Raw genomic sequence first — 20,689 nt, forward strand, 5'->3', positions numbered from 1 at the left:
GATTGTTGTAATATACATTTCATCTGAATTTACATAGTATCAAATTGATAAATTAAATGAAAAAGATTAATGAATATAACGAATTTGAGAAAGGAAATCGTTCATGTTACATGCGTTTTCAAGGTTAGAATTAGCAATTGGATCAGAAAATCTTCAAATTCTGAAAAATAGTACTGTGGTCGTATTAGGAGTTGGTGGGGTAGGTTCTTATGCTGCAGAGGCATTAGCTCGCTCAGCTATTGGAAAAATTATTCTAGTTGATAAGGATGTTGTCGATATCACCAATATCAATCGACAAATCCATGCTTTAACTTCCACTGTAGGAATGTCAAAGGTAGAGCTGATGGTAACAAGAATCAAAGAGATCAACCCTGACTGTGAAGTGATTCCTTTACATATGTTTTACAATGAAGAAACTGCAGAGGAGATTTTTTCTCATCAGCCTGATTACATCGTTGATGCGATCGATACGATGACATGTAAGATCCAAGTTATTCTTGAAAGTAAAAAAAGAAATGTCCCTATTATTTCCTCCATGGGTGCTGCCAATAAAATGGATCCTACCCAGTTTGTCGTTACAGATATCTCCAAAACACATACTGATCCAGTTGCTAGAGTAATTCGACAACAGCTAAAAAAACATGGAATTCACAAAGGAGTACAAGTGGTTTTTTCTCCAGAAAAACCAATCGCACTTCAAGAAGATCTTTATCAAGTGGTCGGCAAAAAAACAAGTGAAATTCGCAAAGAAAAAAGACCTCCAGCCAGCAACGCATTTGTTCCACCAGTTGCGGGTATGATTTTAGCTAGTGTGGTTGTGCGTGAACTTATTCAATCATAAAAATAAAGGAATTAAGCGATTTTTGCTTAATTCCTTTATTTTTTATCTGTCAAAATTTAAAATTTTTAAAATATGAATTTTTTTGAATTTTGTTATTTAAATTTTTATTATCATGTGGTATGTTATTAAATAAAAAATTATTGAAGCTTCATATACCAAAATTAAATAAAAGGGGGCATTAGCTTGAAGCCTTTGATTGGAATCACTTCATCCAAAATCTCTATTCAAGCACCTTATGCAGGAGCCTATGTAGCAGATGGGTATTTTACAGGAGTTGCAAAGTTTGGTGGAATCCCAATTATCCTTCCTTTAGTGGAAGAAGAAGAGGTTTGGAAGGAAATAATTCAGCGTGTAGATGGAGTTATTTTTACGGGCGGTTCCGACATCCATCCACAGTTCTATGGTGAAGGATTACATCCAAAAATTGGAGAGATTTATCCATTTCGTGACCGAATAGAAATTATGACAGCTCAATATGCGATGAAAATTGATAAACCAATTTTAGGCATTTGTCGGGGGATTCAATTATTGAACGTGGCAAAAGGCGGGACACTCTATCAAGATATCAATGGGCAGCTTGATGATAAGTTTTTACATATGCAGACTGCTCCAAGATATGAAGCTACTCATTACGTTAATATTGAAAAAAGTAGTAAGCTTTTTGAAATGGTAGGTGTTGAACGGGTTTTTACGAATAGTTTTCATCATCAAGCAATTAAAGATTTAGCTTTGGGTTTTAGAAAAGTAGCGGAATCAGATGATGGAATCATTGAAGCCTTTGAAAGTACGGAACACACCTTTGTAATGGGGGTTCAATTCCATCCAGAAATGATGTGGCATCAGGATCAAACAATGGCCAAAATAGGCCAATATTTTATAGATTTTGTAACCCATTTTAACCAAAAAACACTATAATTATTGTCATTTAGCCAATCCCAGCCCCTATAATCATTAAAAAATGGTTGAAATAGGTGAAAAATTATTGTATTATTATATCCAACTATATTAAATTTTCAGAAAATTATTACTACCTTTATTGCTTCATCAAAGAGAAATAAGAATACGGAGAAACATTAAAAAAATTTGAAGGGGGAAACGCAAATGAACTTAAAGAAAACTTTAGTCCTTTCAGTCATTCTCATTCTTACATTATCTATTGCATTAATTGGTTGCTCAAGCAAAACAAGTGCACCAAAAGAAGAAAGCCAAAATGTAAAGGAGTCAACAGCTAAAGAAGGTAATGATATTACCATAGCTGTTGCCGATAATTTTATTAGTTTGGATCCACATGATACTAATGATACGTTGTCATTTTCTGCTGAGAAAACCATGCTTGAAGGCTTAATTGGCTTTGATAAAGATATGAAAATGGTACCCGTTCTTGCGGATAAATGGGTAGCAAGTGAGGATGCGAAAGAATTCACCTTCTTCCTTAAAAAAGGGATTAGTTTCCATGATGGAACTTCGTTCAATGCGGAAGCTGTAAAGACAAATATTGATCGTTTGGCGGATCCAAACAGTAAATTAAAAAGACATAGCTTATTTGCATTAGTTGATAAAACTGAAGTTGTTGATGAATATACCGTTAAAGTAACATTAAAAGAACCTTTTGGAGCAATGTTAAATAACTTCGCCCATCCAGCAGCAATGATGATTAGTCCAAAGGCATTAAAAGAAGGAGTAGATGTAGCTAGAAATCCAGTTGGAACAGGCCCATATAAGTTTAAAGAATGGAAGCCAGGGGATCATTTAACGGTAGTAAAAAATGATCAATACTGGAAGGAAGGGCAACCAAAATTAGATAGCATTACTTTCAAACCAGTACCTGAAAATGGTTCAAGAATTGCAATGTTAAAAACTGGAGAAGCGGATTTTATTTATCCGGTTCCTGCAGAAGAAGTAAATTCAATTAACGGAAAAGACGGTATCGTTGTGGAAAATAAACCAAGTATTATCGTTCGTTATATGTCAATGAACACACAAAAGAAACCCTTTGATAATGTTAAGGTTCGTCAAGCATTAAATTATGCGGTTAATAAAGAGGCTTACCTAAAAGTAGTGAATAATGGTTATGGTACAATCATGAATTCTATTATTGCTCCAAATGTTCAGTTTTTTGCTGAACAGCAGCCCTATGAATTTAATGTAGAGAAAGCCAAACAACTTTTAGCTGAAGCTGGTTATCCAAATGGATTTGAAGCAACCTTATGGTCCAATAACAATTCTATTTCCATTAAAGCAACACAATTTTTACAACAACAATTAGCTCAAATTGGAGTAAAAGTAAATATTGAGAATATGGAAACTGGAACAATGGCTGATAAAATTTGGACAGTACAAGATCCTAAAGATGCAACCATTCAATTATATTATGGTGGTTGGTCACCTTCTACAGGGGATGCCGATTGGGGAATTCGGCCATTGTTAGGAGGAGATTTGATACCACCAAAAGGATACAATACAGCTTATTATCAAAATCCAAAAGCAGATGAAGCCATTCAAGCAGCATTAAAGACTGCTGATGCTGAGCAACGTAAAGCAGCTTATGCTAAGGTGCAAAAACTAATCTGGGAAGATGCACCATGGGTCTATTTAGGTGTAGATGAAACGATCTTTGGTAAACGAGATTATTTACAGGGAGCTTATTTGTTACCAGATGGTGCATTAAGTGTGGAAAACGCTGAAATCGTAAGAAAATAACGAAAGTAATGGAAAAGCGGACGCTTATTAGATGCGTCCCCTTTTCTTATCATATACTATATTAAAGGCAAGCAGAAATGGCATGTTTATCAGCAGGAGGGAGAGGAATGTTCAAGTTTATCATCCGTAGATTGTTAGGCATTGTTCCTATTCTAATTATTGTTTCTATTGTTATTTTTCTTTTTGTACGAATGATTCCTGGTGACCCAGCTCGTCTAGTAGCTGGACCAGATGCAAGCTATGAAGATATTCAGTTAGTAAGACAACAATTAGGATTAGATAGACCAATTGTTAACCAATACTTTACATTTGTTAAGAATGTGATACAAGGTGACTTTGGTATATCTTTAAAAACAAAACGACCAGTGATCACTGAAATTGGCGAACGATTTATGCCTACATTGTGGTTAACCATTGTGAGTATGGTGTGGGCATTTATTTTAGGATTAGTGATTGGAGTGATTTCTGCAACAAAACGAAACAAGTGGCAGGATTATGTAGGAATGTTTACGGCTGTTTCAGGGATTAGTCTACCTTCGTTCTGGTTAGGGTTAATGCTAATTCAACTTTTCTCTGTATATTTAGGTTGGCTTCCGACATCAGGATTTGATTCTTGGAAAAGTCTTATTCTTCCATCTTTAACATTAGGTTCGGGAGTTGCAGCTGTGATTGCTCGTTTTACCAGATCAAGTTTAATGGATATCTTAAAAGAAGATTATATTCGTACAGGACGTGCAAAAGGTCTTCACCAACAAATCGTTGTTTGGAAACATGCATTACGGAATGCCATGATTCCAGTTGTAACCATGACAGGCTTACAATTTGGTTTCCTGCTTGGGGGCTCTGTTGTCGTCGAAACCGTTTTTAGTTGGCCTGGGCTTGGGAGATTGCTAATTGATGCAGTCGCATTTCGAGATTATCCCATTATTCAAGCAGAGATGTTACTGTTTGCTTTAGAGTTTGTACTAATCAATTTGATTGTGGACATTTTGTATGGAATTTTAAATCCACAAATACGTTTGGGATAGGAGGATGAAAGATGGCAAATTTAGCTTATAATACTAAACCCTATTCTCCTATTTCAGAATTTTGGCGTAAATTTAAGAAACAAAAAATGGCTTTAGTGGCAGGCAATTTTATTCTATTGTTAATTCTCACCGCTTTTATTGGTGTCTATATTGCCCCCTATCCAATGGAGGAACCTGATTATAACAATATTTTGGCTGGGCCTTCTGCTGATCATTGGTTAGGTACCGATGAATTTGGGAGAGATATTTTTAGTAGAATTCTCGTTGGTACGAAAGTTTCCTTATTCGTTGGTTTTTCATCAGTCTTGGTAGGTGCAATCATCGGTACAGTACTTGGGTTGCTTAGTGGTTTCTATGGGAAGTGGGTTGACACGTTGATTATGAGATTTTCAGATGTGTTATTAGCTTTTCCCGGGATTTTGTTAGCTATTGGAATTATTGCCATTCTTGGACCAGGTCTAGGTAACGTAATTATTGCTGTTGCCATATTTGGTGTTCCTATTTTTGCTCGAATTGTACGAAGTAATACGTTGGCATTAAAACATACTCTATATGTTGAAGCCGCTAAATCGGTAGGAGCAAAAAATAAACGCTTAATATGGAAACATATTTTCCCTGGCACAGTATCAACGATTATTGTTTATTTTAGTATGAGAATTGGTACGGCTATTCTTGTTGCTTCCAGTTTAAGCTTTCTTGGGCTAGGTGCCCAACCTCCAACACCTGAATGGGGAGCGATGCTAAGTAGTGGTAGAAATTATTTAGGAACTGCACCACATGTGGCATTGTTTCCTGGTTTGGCTATCTTTTTAACAGTATTAGCTTTTAATCTTTTAGGAGATGGACTAAGAGATGCACTTGATCCAAAAATCAAAGAGTAGAATAGGAGGGAGAAGCATGGGAAAACCAATTTTAGAAGTGAAAAATTTACAAACTTATTTTTTCACAGATGAAAGTGTCGTAAAAGCTGTAGATGGAGTTGAACTTCAGGTGAGAGAAGGTGAAACATTAGGAATCGTTGGTGAATCAGGATGTGGGAAAAGTGTTACCTCTTTATCTGTGATGCAACTTTTGGGGAATACTCCTGGGAAAATTGTTAACGGGAGCATCCTTTTTAAGGGGGAGGATTTAACAAAAAAAACAGAAAATCAAATGAGGAAAATCCGAGGGAACGAAATTGCAATGATTTTCCAAGAACCTATGACATCCTTAAATCCTGTTTTTAAAATCGGGGAACAAATTGAAGAAGCGATACGACTTCATTTAAAGTTTGAAAAAAAGGAAGCTAAGCAACGGGCGCTAAAAATGTTAAAGTTAGTAGGGATACCACGAGCTGAATCCATTTTGAATGAATATCCCCATCAATTATCTGGTGGAATGAGACAAAGGGTAATGATTGCCATGGCGATGTCTTGTGAACCTACATTACTTATTGCAGATGAACCTACAACTGCACTTGATGTAACCATTCAAGCTCAAATTTTAGATTTAATGCGAAAGTTGAAAAAAGAAAAGAATACTTCGATTATGCTGATAACCCATGATTTGGGAGTTGTTGCCGAAATGTGTGATCGAGTGATAGTGATGTATGCGGGGAAAGTAGTAGAGGAAGCAGACGTATATACGATTTTTGCTAATCCTAAACATCCCTACACAAAAGGCTTACTTAACTCTGTTCCAAAAATGGGTGTAAATAAGAACCGTTTAGATTCAATTCCCGGTAATGTCCCTATTCCCCAAAATATGCCTATGGGATGCAAATTTGCTGAACGCTGTAGATTTAAGATCGAAAAATGTTTACATGCAGAGCCTCCTTTATTTTCAATAACTGAAAGTCATAAAAGCCGATGTTGGTTAAATGAGGAAATAATACACCAAGAGATAGATGTGGAGGAGGTTGCACAATGAGCAAGGCATCTCTATTAGAAGTGAAAAACTTAAAGAAATATTTTCCTGTGAAATCCAACTTCCTCTTTAGTAAAAATAAAGAGTTTGTAAAAGCTGTTGATGGGATTTCTTTCAACATTTATGAAGGAGAAACATTTGGTTTAGTAGGAGAATCGGGGAGTGGGAAATCTACCACTGGTCGAATGTTGTTAAGGCTTATTGAACCAACAGAAGGAGAGATTTGGTTTCAAGGAAAAAATTTAACTCAACTTTCTGACGAAGAGATTCGCTTGATGCGAAGAGAAATGCAGATGATCTTTCAAGACCCTTATGCTTCCTTAAACCCAAGAATGACAGTCGGAGAAATTATAGCAGAACCATTAACAATTTTTGAATCTTTGTCAAAAAAGGAAAAGGAAAAAAGAGTTGGAGAGTTATTAGAACTAGTAGGATTGAATCATTATCATAGCAAGCGATATCCCCATGAATTTAGTGGCGGACAGCGCCAAAGAATTGGAATTGCCCGTGCATTAGCCATTAATCCTAAATTAGTGATTGGTGATGAACCAGTCTCTGCATTAGATGTGTCGATTCAATCTCAAGTACTAAATTTGATGAAGGATTTACAAGAAAGATTGAATTTGACTTATCTATTTATCGCGCATGATTTAAGTGTCGTTGAATTTATTAGTGATCGTATTGGGGTGATGTATCTAGGGAAAATTGTTGAACTCGCAGATAAGAATCGCTTATTTGCAAATCCTTTACACCCCTATACCAAGGCATTATTGTCGGCCGTACCTATTCCAGATCCTACTATTAAAAGAGAAAGAATTATATTAGAAGGGGATATTCCTAGCCCAGCAAATCCACCATCAGGATGTACCTTTCATACGCGTTGTCCTTTAGTAATGGATATTTGTAAGCAAGAAATCCCGATATGGAAAGAAATAGAATCAGAGCATTTTGTGGCATGTAATTTATATAATGAGAAATAGTAACGGAGTAGAAAAATGAATAACGAGAAATTTACTATATATATTGTTGCAGTACAAATGCATACTGCTCAATTCATGATGAAACAAATTATAGATATAGGGAAAGATCTATTTGTTTGTGAACTCATTCTTTTAGAAGACTTATCAAACGCAACGAAAATAAAAAAAAATACGGCTATACTCATTTCATCTCCATTTATTAAACGACATGTAGAAAAATTTATTTCTATAGATACAAAATTGATTGTGGTAAGGCGTAACTTAAATTATACAATGTTAAGGCCGCTCTTTTCACTGCCTAAAGGAACGGATATTTTGGTTGTCAACGATATCTGGGAAAATACCATTGAGACAACCAAGTTGCTAAGGGAAACAGGTATAGAACTAAATTTTATCCCTTATGTGCCGGGTGAATCAGTTCAAAGTCAAGTAAATATAGCAGTTACTCCTAACGAAGAGCGTTTTGTTCCAGAACAAATAGAGAAAGTAATCAATATTGGCGATCGAATTCTTGATTTATCCATCTATTATGAACTGATCCAATTCTATCAATTGGAAGAAGTTTATTATAATTTAATTACCAATCGCTATATGAAATCAATTTTGAAATTGGCAAAGGAACTTGACCATGAGGTTTCGGAAATTGTAAAAATGAACCACCAAGATCAGCAATTAAGTAAAGAAGAGTCAAAACAAATTGAAAAGGCAAAAATGCATTTAGAAAAGTATGGGATGTTATATGATGGAATTCTCATTTTAAATGAATATCTGGAGGGTAAAAAACAAGGAAAATCATTTGGTCGTAATTCTTTACGGAAAACATTACAAAAGAAAGGGTATGATTTTTCTGAACAACAATTAAGAACAAGGATTAGTCTCCTTGGAAAGTATGGTTTGTTAATCATTCGGTCTGGACGTCTAGGAACCACGATCTCTCCTCTTGGAGAAAACTTCCTAGAAAAGCTCACCCGAAAAAGAAAGATAAAAAATTAGGCAGAAAAAAGATCTCCATGATTGATCAAACATGGAAGATCTTTTTTACCTTTTTTATTTTTTATTTCCCCTTTATTTCCTTTTGATATTGTAGGTATGAATATAAAGTGATTACCCCTACTGAGATGAGAAGGGAGCCAATTAAAAGGATAAAAGCAATCATACCTTGGAAAAGGCTACCGATGATACCCAATATCCCTGTGATCACAAATAACTTTCCTGCCAAACGATGAGTTTTGTACCAGACCTCTTTACTACTTAATGTCCAAGGTGTACGTATACCGATAAAATAATTGTCCTTAATCTTTCCGGAATAGTTGCCAATAATAATAAATAACACAGAAACAAGAAATGGAACGATAAAACCAACTTGTAGATAATTAGGGATCTGGTCTGCTCCTTTGAATGCATATAACAAGGTTAAGAGATAGATCAGAGCAAGGAACAGATGAATACTCCATCGGAAAATAATGTAAACCCCAGCAAATTTAGCATAACTCTCTTTTCTTGGATCAACTTTCGGAGTGACGAAAAAGAAGAAAAATAACAACAAATTCAAACCAGGGAAAAGCAATATCGCCTGCCATTTTTCACTATAGGAATCGACTTCTCCTTGTATATTCCAATGGGTTGGGATTTGATCTGGAAGTTGAGAAGAAAGAATAAGTCCAATGGCAAACGTAGACAAAATAATGGCTAATAAAAACCAATCTGATTTTTTCATGATTTTCACTCCTTGATTTTTTGTTCGGTTAAATCGATCATCCAGCTCATAATATCTTGAAAAACAGTTGTATTCAGCTGATAAAGAATAAATTGCCCCTGTTTTTCATCCTGGATCATATCTGCTTGTTTCAGGATATTTAAATGATGGGAGATGCTTGGCTTTGTCATTGCAAATTGATCGGCGATTTCTCCAGCCGTTAATGGCTTTTCTTTTAATAATTGAATTATCTTTCTTCTCGTCGGATCTGATAAGGCCTTAAATGTATGATTAAAGGATGACATGAATACACACCTGCCTTTCCACTAATGTTCTTGGGGCAATCAAGGTTAGTTTAATATTTAGATAAATTTCTAAATATCTAATTAAAGTATATCCTATCTTTTAAAAAATAATAAGCCCAAAAAAATGTGCAGAAAAATGTAGATTTCATTTATGAATGATTTAAAGAAGTGATATAGTAAATAAAGTAAAGAGATTATGCCGGAGGGAATTGTATGAGACTAGGTATTGATATAGACGGAACGATTAAACAAACACAAAGAACAGCGATTCAATTGTATAATGAAGTATTGAATCGCGATGTAAAAGAAGATGAAGTCACAACCTTTTATTTAGATGAACCGTATGGATTATCTGAAGAAGAAGGAAGAAGAATTTGGCGCAAACTTGAAGCCAAAATTTACACAGTTGGAATCCCACTTGAACATGCACCTGAAGCATTACAACAATTAAAGGGAGAAGGAAATCAGATTTATTTTATCACTGCAAGGCCTGATACGGATCGGATTAGAAAGATTACAATCGAGTGGCTAAAAAAACATAATTTTCCATATAATGGAGAAAATCTTTTTATGAATGCACATGATAAAGGAACCGTTGCTAATCAATTAGGAATTGATCTTTTTTTTGAGGATGACCCTGAGCATATCAATAACCTTTTAGCAAAAAAGATACACACCATCATCATGGATGCCAAGTATAATCAGGATTATCCTGCTGATATTCCAAGAATTAAAAACTGGCAGGAAGGAATTGAATATATTCACCAATTTGAAAAAGCGCTATAAACAGAAGCCACATGGTGATATGATATTTTTTAAAAGAATTAATTCTGGGAGAGTGAGATAAGATGATCGATTTACGAAGTGATACTGTAACAAAACCTACTCAAGAAATGCGTGAGGCAATGTATCATGCAGAAGTAGGTGACGATGTATATGGCGAAGACCCAACCGTTACAAAACTGGAAACTCTTGCTGCTGAAATGCTGGGGAAAGAGTCAGCCTTATTTGTAACAAGTGGTACACAAGGGAATCAAATTGCTGTCTTAACTCATGGCAAGCCAGGGGATGAAATCATTCTAGAAGCAGATTCACATATTTTTTATTATGAAGCTGGAGCAGTAGCTGCCCTTGCTGGGGTACAAACAAGAACGATTCAAGGTGAAAGAGGAAGAATGCCACTTGATAAAATTCGGGAAGCGATTCGTGAAGAAGGAGATATTCATCTTCCTCAAACGGCAATGATTGGCTTAGAAAATACACATAATCGTGCAGGAGGAGTCGTTATTCCACCTGATTATATGAAAGCAGTTTACCAGTTGGCACAAGAAAAGGGCATACCTGTTCATTTAGATGGAGCTCGTTTATTTAACGCAGCGATAGCATTAGATGTAGGTGTCAAAGAATTTACCAAATATGTAGACACTGTTCAAGTCTGTTTATCTAAAGGGTTAAGTGCACCAATGGGTTCTATTTTAGCCGGGCCAAAAGAATGGATAGAACGGGCTAGAAAATGGCGCAAACGTCTTGGTGGAGGAATGAGACAGTCTGGTTTAATGGCTGCACCTGGAATTGTTGCTTTAACCAAGATGGTTGATCGACTCGCAGAAGATCATCATCGTGCAAAAGATTTGGCAAAAGGGATTAATGAAATTGAAGGAATTCAGATTGACCTTGAACATGTTGAAACTAATATTGTTTTAATCAATATAAAACAGTTGGGCATTACAGCCGTTCAGTTTTTAAATGAATTAAAGGAATTTGGTATCCTTGGAAGTGCATTTGGAGAATATTTAATCCGTTTAACCACTCATCGCGAAATTCAAGATGAGGATATTACACAGACTGTAAATATTTTTACGAAAGTGGTACAACAATTAAGGAAACGAGGATAGTGCTGATTCATGTATGATTTATTTTCTTCAACAACAAACCAATTTTCTCCGCTTGCTGATCGTTTACGTCCTAGAAATCTAGATGAATATATTGGTCAAAAGCATATTGTTGGTAAGGGAAAACTTCTTCGTCGTGCGATTGAAGCAGATAGGATTTCATCGATCATCCTATATGGCCCTCCGGGTACAGGAAAAACTAGTCTTGCTTATGTGATTAGTCAAGTGACACAGAGTGAATTTGTTCGCCTTAATGCTGTAAGTGCAGGGGTCAAAGAGGTGAGAGAAGTAATCGAAAAAGCTTCTGAACAAGTTAGACTTTACGGAAGAAAAACGATACTTTTTTTAGATGAGATTCATCGTTTTAACAAAGCACAACAAGATGCCCTTCTTCCTTCTGTTGAAAAGGGCGATCTGATTTTAATTGGAGCAACGACTGAAAATCCCTTCTTTGAGGTAAATTCAGCCCTATTATCTAGAAGTCAATTATTTCGACTAGAACCTTTAATAGAAGATGAGATGAAAGAAGCCTTAGAAATGGCTTTAACAGATAAAGAACGCGGACTAGGTAATGAGCCAGTTGAGATGGAAGATGAAGCTTTGCAACACATCATCTATACGGCAAACGGAGATTTAAGGAAGGCTCTAAATGCTCTTGAATTAGCGGTAACCACGACCCCTCCAGATGCGGATGGAAAAATTAGAGTAACTTTGGCTATTGCTGAAGAGTCCATTCAACAACCTGCGATTCGTTATGATACAGGGGATGCACGCTATGATATGATGAGTGCCATGATTAAATCAATTCGGGGTAGTGCAACAGATGCAGCTCTATATTGGATGGCTAGAATGCTGGAAGCAGGTGAGGATCCCAAACTGATTGTCCGAAGACTCATTGTCCATGCGTCAGAAGATATCGGCATGGCAAATCCTAATGCGTTAGAACAAGCTATTGCGACCCTACATGCCCTTCAAGCTGTTGGATTGCCTGAAGCGAGAATAAACATAGCTCAATGTGTGATTTACTTATCAGAAAGTCCTAAATCAAATTCGGTGATTCAAGCTATAGATTCAGCTCTTTCCGATGTGAGAAAGGGAATGCTAGGTCAGGTTCCATCTCATTTAAGGGATGCTCATTACAAAGGAGCAAAACAACTAGGTCATGGCATAGGATATAAATATCCTCATAATTATCCCAATCACTTTGTAGAACAACAATATTTGCCAAATGGAATGTCTGAAACACAGTATTACTTTCCAAGTGATCAAGGGATGGAAGCAAAATTGCAACAAAGGAAAAGAAAGTAACAATTATATTTAATAAGTGAATTGTAAATTGTAGAGAGAGAATGTGTTGGTTGAGGAGAGGTAAAATGAGCAAACATGAATGGTTCATACGTATGATTATATTTTTTATGGGCATCATTGTGATGAGTTTAGGCATCTCATTGATTATTGAAGCCAATTTAGGGGTTTCTGCTTGGGATGTTCTCCATATTGGATTATATAAAACACTTGGTTTAACAGTTGGTACATGGTCACAAATTGTGGGAATCGTCGTGATTGCAGTAAGTTATTTGATGGATAAAAAAATACTTGGGGTTGGTACCGTTCTTAATATGGTTTTTGTTGGCTGGTTTCTTGATCTCTTTTTGTATCTGTTACCAACCATGAAAATGATCATTCCTCAAATAATGTTTCTATTTCTTGGTATTATTTTTATGGGCATGGGATCTGGTATGTACATTACTTCAAAATTGGGGCCAGGCCCTAGAGATGGTTTGATGCTTGTTTTATCTGATCGTTTTCATTGGGGTATAGGTAAAATAAAAACGATGATGGAAATGATTGCACTCCTCATCGGTTGGATTTTGGGTGGCCCTGTCTTTATTGGGACTGTAATTGCTTCTGTCATGATAGGACCTGTCATGCAATTTTTTATCCATTTATTTAATGTGAGGATTAATAAAGAAAGGGAGAAATTAGTATGAACGATATTTATTTGGATCATGGAGCAACCACACCTGTTCATCCACAGGTCTTTGAAAAAATGACTCCTTTTTTACAGGAGCGTTTTGGCAATCCATCAAGCCTCCATTCCAAAGGTAAAATTGCAAAGATACCCATAGAAGATGCAAGAGTTTACGTAGCAAAAGCATTACATACGCATCCGACAAGAATTGTGTTTACCAGTGGGGGGACTGAAAGCGATTATACGGCTATCGTAGGAGCTGCATTAGCTCAACGCGAGAAAGGAAAACACATTATCATCTCGGAAATTGAACATTCAGCTGTCTTTGAAGCAGTCGATTTTTTAAAGCAGTTTGATTTTGAAATCACCTATTTGCCTGTCAATTCACAAGGAATAGTCGAAATAGATCAATTGAAACAAGCGATCCGAAACGACACCATTTTAATTAGTGTAATGTATGTGAATAATGAACTTGGAACGATTCAGCCAATTCAACAAATTGGAGATATTGCCCGGGAAAAGGGGATTCTTTTTCATACGGATGCGGTACAAGCCTTTCCTGTGATGGATATAGATGTTTCTACATTGCCTGTCGATTTATTAACGGTTTCCTCCCACAAAATTAATGGTCCTAAAGGAGTAGGTGCTTTATATATTCATAAAGATGTGAAAATAAGACCTTTAATTGGGGGCAATCAGGAAAGGAATAGAAGAGGTGGTACGGAGAATGTACCAGGAATTGTTGGGTTTGGAGAGGCAGCAAAAATTCTTACTGAGACAAGAGAAGAAAAATGGCAAAAAGCGCAACAATTTAAAAATCGAATGATTAAAATATGGAAGGAAAAGTTAGGGGAAGAGGAGTTTTTTATCAATGGGGACCTTCATGGTGTTCCTAGTATTCTTAATGTAAGTTTTCCATCCGTTGATACGCAAACGATGATTGTAAGTCTAGATATGAAAAAGATCGCAATATCAGGTGGATCAGCTTGTGCAGCAGGTTCCATTGATGTAACCCGTGTTATTAAGGCATTGCATCTTCCTGATCCTATCGCTAAGTCTGCCATTCGAATTAGTTTTGGTTATGGAAATACCCTTGAAGATATAGAAAGAGCTGCCAAAGAAATTGTTAACATCGTAAATCGAAAACGTAAATAAGCGTATACTAACTATATCCCTTATATAAGGGAGGGAAGGTTAATTTGCGGAAAACAGAAGATGTTATAGGTCTACCTGTTATTGATCTTAGTTCTGGTAAAAAAATTGGCGTTACAAAAGACGTGTATTTTGATGAAAATGGAGAACTTAAAGGAATTGCAGTTGAGTCCGATGGCCTATTTGGAAAAAGGCAATATTTAGCGTTTGAACATATTGGTGCCATTGGGGATGATGCAATTACGGTAGGCACAAAACGCTTTCTAACTTCCTTAGATCTGATTGAACAGTACTTCGGGATCTATTCTGGGAAAAAACGTTATAAAGGATTACCTGTTTTTACGACGAATGGTCATGAATTAGGACAAATTCAAGATGTTTATTTTATGGAAGAAATGGGGAAAATATTAGGGTATGAATTATCTGATGGATTCCTTACCGATGTAACAGAGGGTCGAAAAGTTATTCAATACCCAAAAAGAATGGTGCTTGGAGAAGATGCAATGATTGTACCCCAAGATGAAGTTCAAGACGTTATTATGGATGAGGAATCAATTTAAGGGGGAAGTTTATTTTGTTAACCTGTCCTAATTGCCATCGCCGTAATATAGGGAAGATCGCAAATAACCAGTATTATTGCTGGGATTGTTTTATTGAATTAGCTGTTGAAGGAGACCGTCTTACCACCTATCAGGTAGAAGAGGATGGCAGCCTAAGTTCTCTAGATGATTTATTCACGGAAGATGAGTTAAGAATCCAAGAATCACTCTAAAGGAGGTTGAATCTATGGGTCGCTTAGCACAAATCATGATTATAGGTGGACTCGTTGCGGCAGTAACAAGGATGATGCGGCGTTCATCTAAAACAGAGCGTATGATGAATCAAGCAATGAATATGATGATTAATATGATGGGTAGACTAGGTTTATTCCGTTTGATTGGCACATCGAGAATTTTTCGCAGAATGGTTAGAACCAGATAAAGTGGTGATAAAAGAACGAAGTTTGCATAGCAAACTTCGTTCTTTTATCTAAAGAAAGTTCTACTTTCATCCGCTATTTATTGGGGTTTGTATATTCCATAAGCAGCGACCTTTAGAAGTGCCCTTCTCTCCGTATCTTTATTCATAGAAGGGCACGGATGACGGAGCGTGATGGAATATACAAACCTTTTTTTATGCGTAAAAACAGATAAAACAACATATACTTGTCTATAGAAAGGGACAGAAAGGGGAAAAAGAATGGACAAACAAATGGAAAATTGGCCTCACAAAAAATTATTCTTTTTTCTGACACTAACGATACTTTTCCTTTTAGCTATTCTTTTACTTGTAAAGCTAAGTCCAGTAATTGCTGCAATTTTCTTTTTCTTAAGTCATCTTTTATTGCCCTTTTTTATTTCAGTCATCATCTCTTATTTATTACATCCAATCGTTACCAAATTGCATCAAAGAGGTGTACCAAGATCGATTGCAGTATTATTGATTTATGTTGTGTTTTTTGGGTCTTTGGCCATCATTCTTTTTCATGCCTTTCCTTTGATGATTACACAAATGAAAGAACTGAGTGAGTATCTTCCTAACATGGTTAGCAAGCTGGAAGGTTGGCTTGAAAATATTAGACATAATCATGAGTATCCAATTCCCGATTCATTTCAAGATGGAATCGATTCAACACTTGAAAATCTTGAAAAGAAAATCTCGACAGGTTTTACCAATGTTACGGATTGGATAAGTAATACAATAGGCGTTCTTTTTACTATTTTTTTGGTACCGTTTGTTACTTTCTATATCTTAAAAGATTTTAAGTTGATTGAAAAAACGGTAATTACTTTTGTACCCAAAAAACGAAGAAAAGAAATGATTCGTTTAGTTAAAGATATTGATGAGGCATTAGGAAATTATATTCGAGGTCAATTATTAGTGGCTTCAATTGTAGGGATTATGGCTTATATTGGTTATATGATCATTGGCTTACCCTATTCCCTATTCCTTGCTTTTATTGTGGCGATCACCGATATTATCCCTTACCTTGGACCTTTTTTGGGTGCTGCTCCAGCGATTATAGTGGGATTAAGTATCTCTTGGAAAATGGGATTGACCGTCTTAGCAGTCAATCTGATGGTTCAGACCCTTGAAAGTAATGTATTTGCTCCACAAATAGTTGGAAAATCTTTACATATTCATCCACTCTTTATTATTCTTTCCTTATTAGTGGGAGGAGAAATAGGAGGGATTGCAGGACTGATTTTAGCTGTTCCTATTTTTGCAATATTGAAGGTGATTTTTCAACATATTGGGCTATACTATTCTTCAAGACTTTAGTTGACTTTCTTCTTAACGGTCGATATAATATTGCCAAAATGAAAAGTTTTGATATCGATGACGGATCCAGTAAATCATAGACCATCTGTAAGAGAGAAGGTTCCTTAGGCTGAAAGAACTTTTAGATGAAGGATGATTGAAAGCTAATCCTGAGATGAACTTCGGGTCATCCCGTTAATGATGGAAAGAGCGACTTATGGTTAAACGATTTTAACGTTTTGCCTAAGTAAGCAGGGTGGTACCGCGTAAGTGAAGACAACACTTTCGTCCCTGATTGGGATGAGGTGTTTTTTTTATGGAAAGAAGTGGAGGCGAACAAGAAGGACGATGCAAGAGAAGAAACATTGGTGGAAAATGATCATTGAAGTGGCTGGGGTGTTGATGGGAACAGCGATTCTGGCGTTTAGCATTAATTCATTAATCGTACCTTCCCATTTAATCTCTGGTGGTGTTACTGGGATTGCAATTTTACTTTACCATTTATTTGGGTGGTCTGTAGGTATTCAAAACGTAGTTTATAATATTCCATTACTGATATTGGGATATAAATTTTTAGGGAAAAAATTTGTTGGGTATACCACACTTAGTGTTGCCTCTTTAGCTTTTTTCCTGCGTATGATCCCTGTTCATTATATCTGGACTGATAATATTCTACTCTCTGCTATTTTTGGGGGAATTATTTCCGGAATTGGGATTTCGATCGTTTTAAGACTAGGTGGTTCTACAGGCGGAATCGATATTGTATCTAGGGTAGTTGCTAAATATTTTGCTTTGAATATTGGTCGGATCACATTAGTGATTAATTCACTTATTGTGCTGGCGTCTGGTTACTTTTTTGACCCCCAAATTGCAATGTATACATTGATCTCTATCTATGCAACCTCTAGGACCTATGACGTATTATTAAACCATGTAGGAAGAATTACTGTTATGATTGTAACCAGTAAAGGGGAACAAGTAGCAGATGCGATTACAAAGACGATGAAAAGAGGGGTTACCTTTTGGAACGCTAATGGTGCGTATACCCATTCAGATAAACAAGTTCTATTTTGTGTCATTGTTAATGTCCAATGGTCTACTTTAAAAAAGACCATTTTATCTGAAGATGAAAAAGCTTTTATCAGTGTTATACCAACGCAAAAAATCGTAGGAAATTTTAATCAAGTCTGGTAACCATCAATTATTCACGTATTCACGATATAAAAATGGAGGACTGTCTTATGAAAAAAATGAGTTCACATGAAATTAGACAAACATTCTTAGATTTTTTTATCTCTAAAGGGCATAAGATTGAACCAAGTGCTTCACTTATCCCTTATGATGATCCAAGTTTATTATGGATCAATAGTGGGGTTGCAACGTTAAAACCATATTTTGATGGTCGTAAAACCCCAGAGAATCCAAGAATCACGAATTCACAGAAATCAATCCGTACCAATGATATTGAGAATGTGGGTAAAACGGCTAGACACCATACTTTTTTTGAAATGTTAGGTAATTTTTCGATTGGTGATTATTTTAAAAAAGAAGCCATTCATTGGGCATGGGAGTTTTTGACAGATGAAAAATGGATGGGATTTGACCCAAACAAACTCTCTGTAACCATTCACCCTGAAGATGATGAGGCTTACCAAATCTGGCATCATGAGATAGGTATTCCTGATGAACGTATTGTTCGTCTTGAAGATAATTTCTGGGATATTGGAGAAGGACCTAGTGGACCAAACACGGAAATTTTCTATGACCGTGGTGAGCATTACTGTGATTCATCTGATCCAGAATGCTATCCAGGAGGGGAAAATGAACGTTTTCTGGAGATTTGGAACCTAGTATTTTCTCAATTTAACCATAATCCTGATGGCAGTTATACCCCATTACCAAGAAAAAACATTGATACTGGAATGGGGTTAGAAAGAATGGCTTCTGTGGTGCAAGAGGTAGAAACAAACTTTGATACAGATCTATTTCTTCCCATTATTGAAACAGTTGCAAATCTTGCAGGGGTAACTTACCATAAAGATCGCGAAACAGATGTAGCCCTTAAAGTGATTGCTGATCATATTCGTACGATCGTTTTTGCTATCGGAGATGGTGCTTTGCCATCTAATGAAGGTAGGGGCTACATTATTCGAAGACTTCTTAGGAGAGCAGTTCGATACGGGAAAACCATTGGAATTGAAAAGCCATTCTTATATTCCATTACTTCACTTGTTGGAGAAATCATGAAACACTATTATCCTGAAGTCTTAGATAAGAAAGAATTTATTGAAAAAGTGATCCGAACCGAGGAAGAGCGTTTCCATGAAACATTGACTGAAGGACTAAGTATATTAGAACAAATGGTTAAAGAAGCCAAAGAACAAGGACGTAAGGTGATTAGTGGAGAAGAAGCATTTAAACTATATGATACTTACGGTTTTCCACTAGACTTAACAGAAGATTTTGCAGCAGAGCATCAATTAAGTGTGGATCAACAAGGCTTTGAAGTACAAATGGAGCAACAACGTGAACGGGCAAGAGCTGCTAGGCAGGACATTGATAGTATGCGTGTTCAAGGTGGGGTTTTAGCAGATATTAAGGATAAGAGTGAGTTTGTTGGTTATAATGAATGGGTAGTGAATGATACAATAATAAGTCATCTGCTTGTCCAAGATCAACTTGTGGATTTTGTAACGGAAAACCAAAAAGCACAAGTGTTACTTACAAAAACTCCTTTTTATGCAGAAAGCGGTGGTCAGATTGCTGATCAAGGTCTGATCAAAGGTAAAAATGGGGAATTGATGAAAGTACTCGATGTAATAAAAGCTCCAAATGGCCAGCACCTTCATCATGTGGAAGTTGTCAAAGGCTCATTTAAAACAGGTGATCAAGTTTTAGCAGAAATTGATCGCGAAGCTAGAAGGAGTATCGTAAAAAACCATACAGCAACTCATTTATTACACCAAGCATTGAAAGATATCCTTGGTGGACATGTGAATCAGGCTGGATCTTTGGTTGCAGCAGATCGTTTGCGTTTTGACTTTTCCCATTTTGGAGCTATTTCTGAGAAAGAATTAGCTGAAGTAGAACAAAAGGTTAATCAACAAATCTGGGCTAACCAAGGTGTAAATGTGATGATTAAACCTATCCAAGAGGCTAAAGAAATGGGGGCTATGGCATTATTTGGTGAAAAATACGGCGAAGTTGTACGTGTTGTCCAAGTAGGGGATTATAGTCTGGAATTATGTGGTGGCTGCCATGTAAACAATTCTGCAGAAATCGGCTTATTAAAAATTATTTCTGAAAGTAGTATTGGGGCAGGCATTAGACGTATTGAAGCAGTGACAGGTAAATACGCATATGAATATTTAAATGGGCAATTAGCCACTTTAAAATCATTAGCAAAAGAGTTAAAATCAACTCTATCTGATGTACCACAAAAAGTAGAAGGGTTACAGCTTACAATTAAAGAACTTCAGAAGGAAAATGAATCTTTAAAAGCAAAACTAAGTCATATTGAATCCAAAAACCTAGCAGACCGGTTAGAAAACATCGATGGTATTCAATTATTACGGGTTAATGTATGGCCAATGGATATGAAGAGCTTGCGAAATCTCCTTGATGATTTAAGAACAAAAATAGTCTCAGGTATTTTGGTTCTTGCTTCTGTCCAAGATGATAAGGTAAACCTTGTTGGTTCTATAAGTGATGACTTGGTGAAAAAAGGCTTCCATGCAGGTCAATTGATTAAAGAACTAGCAAGTATAGTAGGTGGCGGCGGCGGTGGCCGACCTGACATGGCGCAAGCAGGTGGAAAAGATCCAGAAAAATTACAAGAAGCATTGAATTACGTGACTGAATATATAAAATCGGTTACAATAAAATTATAATAGAAATAGAGATCTATTTTGTAAAAT

21 protein-coding genes are annotated in these 20,689 nt (G+C 36.2%); 19 read left to right on the top strand and 2 right to left on the bottom strand.

Going from position 1 to position 20,689, the window contains the following annotated elements:
• The first annotated feature begins 103 nt into the window (after positions 1-103).
• From BEN26_RS00365 to BEN26_RS00400, 8 genes are all read left to right on the top strand, one after another.
• A complete protein-coding gene (locus tag BEN26_RS00365) occupies positions 104-841 on the top strand; it encodes a tRNA threonylcarbamoyladenosine dehydratase (RefSeq protein ID WP_069800342.1) in 738 nt (245 codons plus the stop codon).
• A 183-nt stretch (positions 842-1,024) separates the two neighbouring features.
• Positions 1,025-1,756 carry a gamma-glutamyl-gamma-aminobutyrate hydrolase family protein gene (locus tag BEN26_RS00370; RefSeq protein WP_069800340.1) on the top strand — a complete coding sequence of 244 codons (732 nt, stop codon included), beginning with the start codon at positions 1,025-1,027 and terminating at the stop codon, positions 1,754-1,756.
• A gap of 186 nt (positions 1,757-1,942) precedes the next feature.
• The gene (locus BEN26_RS00375; RefSeq protein WP_069800338.1) at positions 1,943-3,541 is read left to right on the top strand and encodes a glutathione ABC transporter substrate-binding protein; all 1,599 of its coding nucleotides are present in this window, start codon (positions 1,943-1,945) and stop codon (positions 3,539-3,541) included.
• A gap of 107 nt (positions 3,542-3,648) precedes the next feature.
• A complete protein-coding gene (gene gsiC / locus BEN26_RS00380; RefSeq protein ID WP_069800336.1) occupies positions 3,649-4,569 on the top strand; it encodes a glutathione ABC transporter permease GsiC in 921 nt (306 codons plus the stop codon).
• Positions 4,570-4,580: 11 nt separating this feature from the next.
• Entirely contained in the window at positions 4,581-5,450 is an 870-nt protein-coding gene (locus BEN26_RS00385) for an ABC transporter permease subunit (RefSeq protein ID WP_069800334.1), read from the top strand.
• Positions 5,451-5,466: 16 nt separating this feature from the next.
• Entirely contained in the window at positions 5,467-6,477 is a 1,011-nt protein-coding gene (locus BEN26_RS00390; RefSeq protein WP_069800332.1) for an ABC transporter ATP-binding protein, read from the top strand.
• Positions 6,474-7,454 (top strand): ABC transporter ATP-binding protein, encoded by a 981-nt coding sequence (locus BEN26_RS00395; protein ID WP_069800330.1) that lies wholly within the window; start codon positions 6,474-6,476, stop codon positions 7,452-7,454. The genes BEN26_RS00390 and BEN26_RS00395 overlap by 4 nt, the downstream gene beginning before the upstream one ends.
• 15 nt (positions 7,455-7,469) lie before the next feature.
• The gene (locus BEN26_RS00400; protein ID WP_069800328.1) at positions 7,470-8,447 is read left to right on the top strand and encodes a winged-helix domain-containing protein; all 978 of its coding nucleotides are present in this window, start codon (positions 7,470-7,472) and stop codon (positions 8,445-8,447) included.
• 61 nt (positions 8,448-8,508) lie between these two features.
• Here the strand turns inward: BEN26_RS00400 and BEN26_RS00405 are convergent, their stop codons facing one another.
• Both BEN26_RS00405 and BEN26_RS00410 read right to left on the bottom strand, forming a co-directional pair.
• The gene (locus tag BEN26_RS00405; protein WP_069800326.1) at positions 8,509-9,171 is read right to left on the bottom strand and encodes an SdpI family protein; all 663 of its coding nucleotides are present in this window, start codon (positions 9,169-9,171) and stop codon (positions 8,509-8,511) included.
• A gap of 5 nt (positions 9,172-9,176) precedes the next feature.
• Entirely contained in the window at positions 9,177-9,455 is a 279-nt protein-coding gene (locus BEN26_RS00410) for an autorepressor SdpR family transcription factor (protein ID WP_069800324.1), read from the bottom strand.
• 213 nt (positions 9,456-9,668) lie between these two features.
• On the opposite strand from BEN26_RS00410, the gene BEN26_RS00415 reads away from it, so the two are divergent.
• The 11 genes from BEN26_RS00415 to alaS all read left to right on the top strand — a co-directional run bounded on the left by BEN26_RS00415 (position 9,669) and on the right by alaS (position 20,662).
• Positions 9,669-10,241, top strand: coding sequence for a 5' nucleotidase, NT5C type (locus BEN26_RS00415; protein WP_069800322.1), 573 nt, complete (start codon positions 9,669-9,671; stop codon positions 10,239-10,241).
• A 62-nt stretch (positions 10,242-10,303) separates the two neighbouring features.
• The gene (ltaE, locus tag BEN26_RS00420; protein WP_068723226.1) at positions 10,304-11,350 is read left to right on the top strand and encodes a low-specificity L-threonine aldolase; all 1,047 of its coding nucleotides are present in this window, start codon (positions 10,304-10,306) and stop codon (positions 11,348-11,350) included.
• A 9-nt stretch (positions 11,351-11,359) separates the two neighbouring features.
• Complete coding sequence (locus tag BEN26_RS00425; protein ID WP_069800320.1) at positions 11,360-12,655, top strand: replication-associated recombination protein A; 1,296 nt, start codon at positions 11,360-11,362, stop codon at positions 12,653-12,655.
• A 65-nt stretch (positions 12,656-12,720) separates the two neighbouring features.
• Positions 12,721-13,338, top strand: a complete 618-nt coding sequence (locus BEN26_RS00430; RefSeq protein WP_069800317.1) for a YczE/YyaS/YitT family protein — start codon at positions 12,721-12,723, stop codon at positions 13,336-13,338.
• Positions 13,335-14,474 carry a cysteine desulfurase family protein gene (locus BEN26_RS00435; protein WP_069800315.1) on the top strand — a complete coding sequence of 380 codons (1,140 nt, stop codon included), beginning with the start codon at positions 13,335-13,337 and terminating at the stop codon, positions 14,472-14,474. Before BEN26_RS00430 ends, BEN26_RS00435 begins: the two co-directional genes overlap by 4 nt.
• A gap of 44 nt (positions 14,475-14,518) precedes the next feature.
• A complete protein-coding gene (locus tag BEN26_RS00440) occupies positions 14,519-15,031 on the top strand; it encodes a PRC-barrel domain-containing protein (protein ID WP_068723232.1) in 513 nt (170 codons plus the stop codon).
• Positions 15,032-15,045: 14 nt separating this feature from the next.
• Positions 15,046-15,243, top strand: coding sequence for a hypothetical protein (locus tag BEN26_RS00445; RefSeq protein ID WP_068723234.1), 198 nt, complete (start codon positions 15,046-15,048; stop codon positions 15,241-15,243).
• 14 nt (positions 15,244-15,257) lie between these two features.
• Positions 15,258-15,452, top strand: a complete 195-nt coding sequence (locus BEN26_RS00450; RefSeq protein WP_069800313.1) for a hypothetical protein — start codon at positions 15,258-15,260, stop codon at positions 15,450-15,452.
• Positions 15,453-15,710: 258 nt separating this feature from the next.
• Positions 15,711-16,793, top strand: coding sequence for an AI-2E family transporter (locus tag BEN26_RS00455; RefSeq protein ID WP_255421828.1), 1,083 nt, complete (start codon positions 15,711-15,713; stop codon positions 16,791-16,793).
• Between the two features lie 327 nt (positions 16,794-17,120).
• Positions 17,121-17,966: a YitT family protein gene (locus BEN26_RS00460; RefSeq protein ID WP_069800311.1), complete on the top strand. Its 846-nt coding sequence runs from the start codon at positions 17,121-17,123 to the stop codon at positions 17,964-17,966.
• A 47-nt stretch (positions 17,967-18,013) separates the two neighbouring features.
• Positions 18,014-20,662 carry an alanine--tRNA ligase gene (gene alaS / locus BEN26_RS00465; protein WP_069800308.1) on the top strand — a complete coding sequence of 883 codons (2,649 nt, stop codon included), beginning with the start codon at positions 18,014-18,016 and terminating at the stop codon, positions 20,660-20,662.
• Positions 20,663-20,689 lie beyond the last annotated feature (27 nt).

Source organism: Tepidibacillus sp. HK-1 (assembly GCF_001748485.2).
Classification (GTDB): domain Bacteria; phylum Bacillota; class Bacilli; order Tepidibacillales; family Tepidibacillaceae; genus Tepidibacillus_B; species Tepidibacillus_B infernus.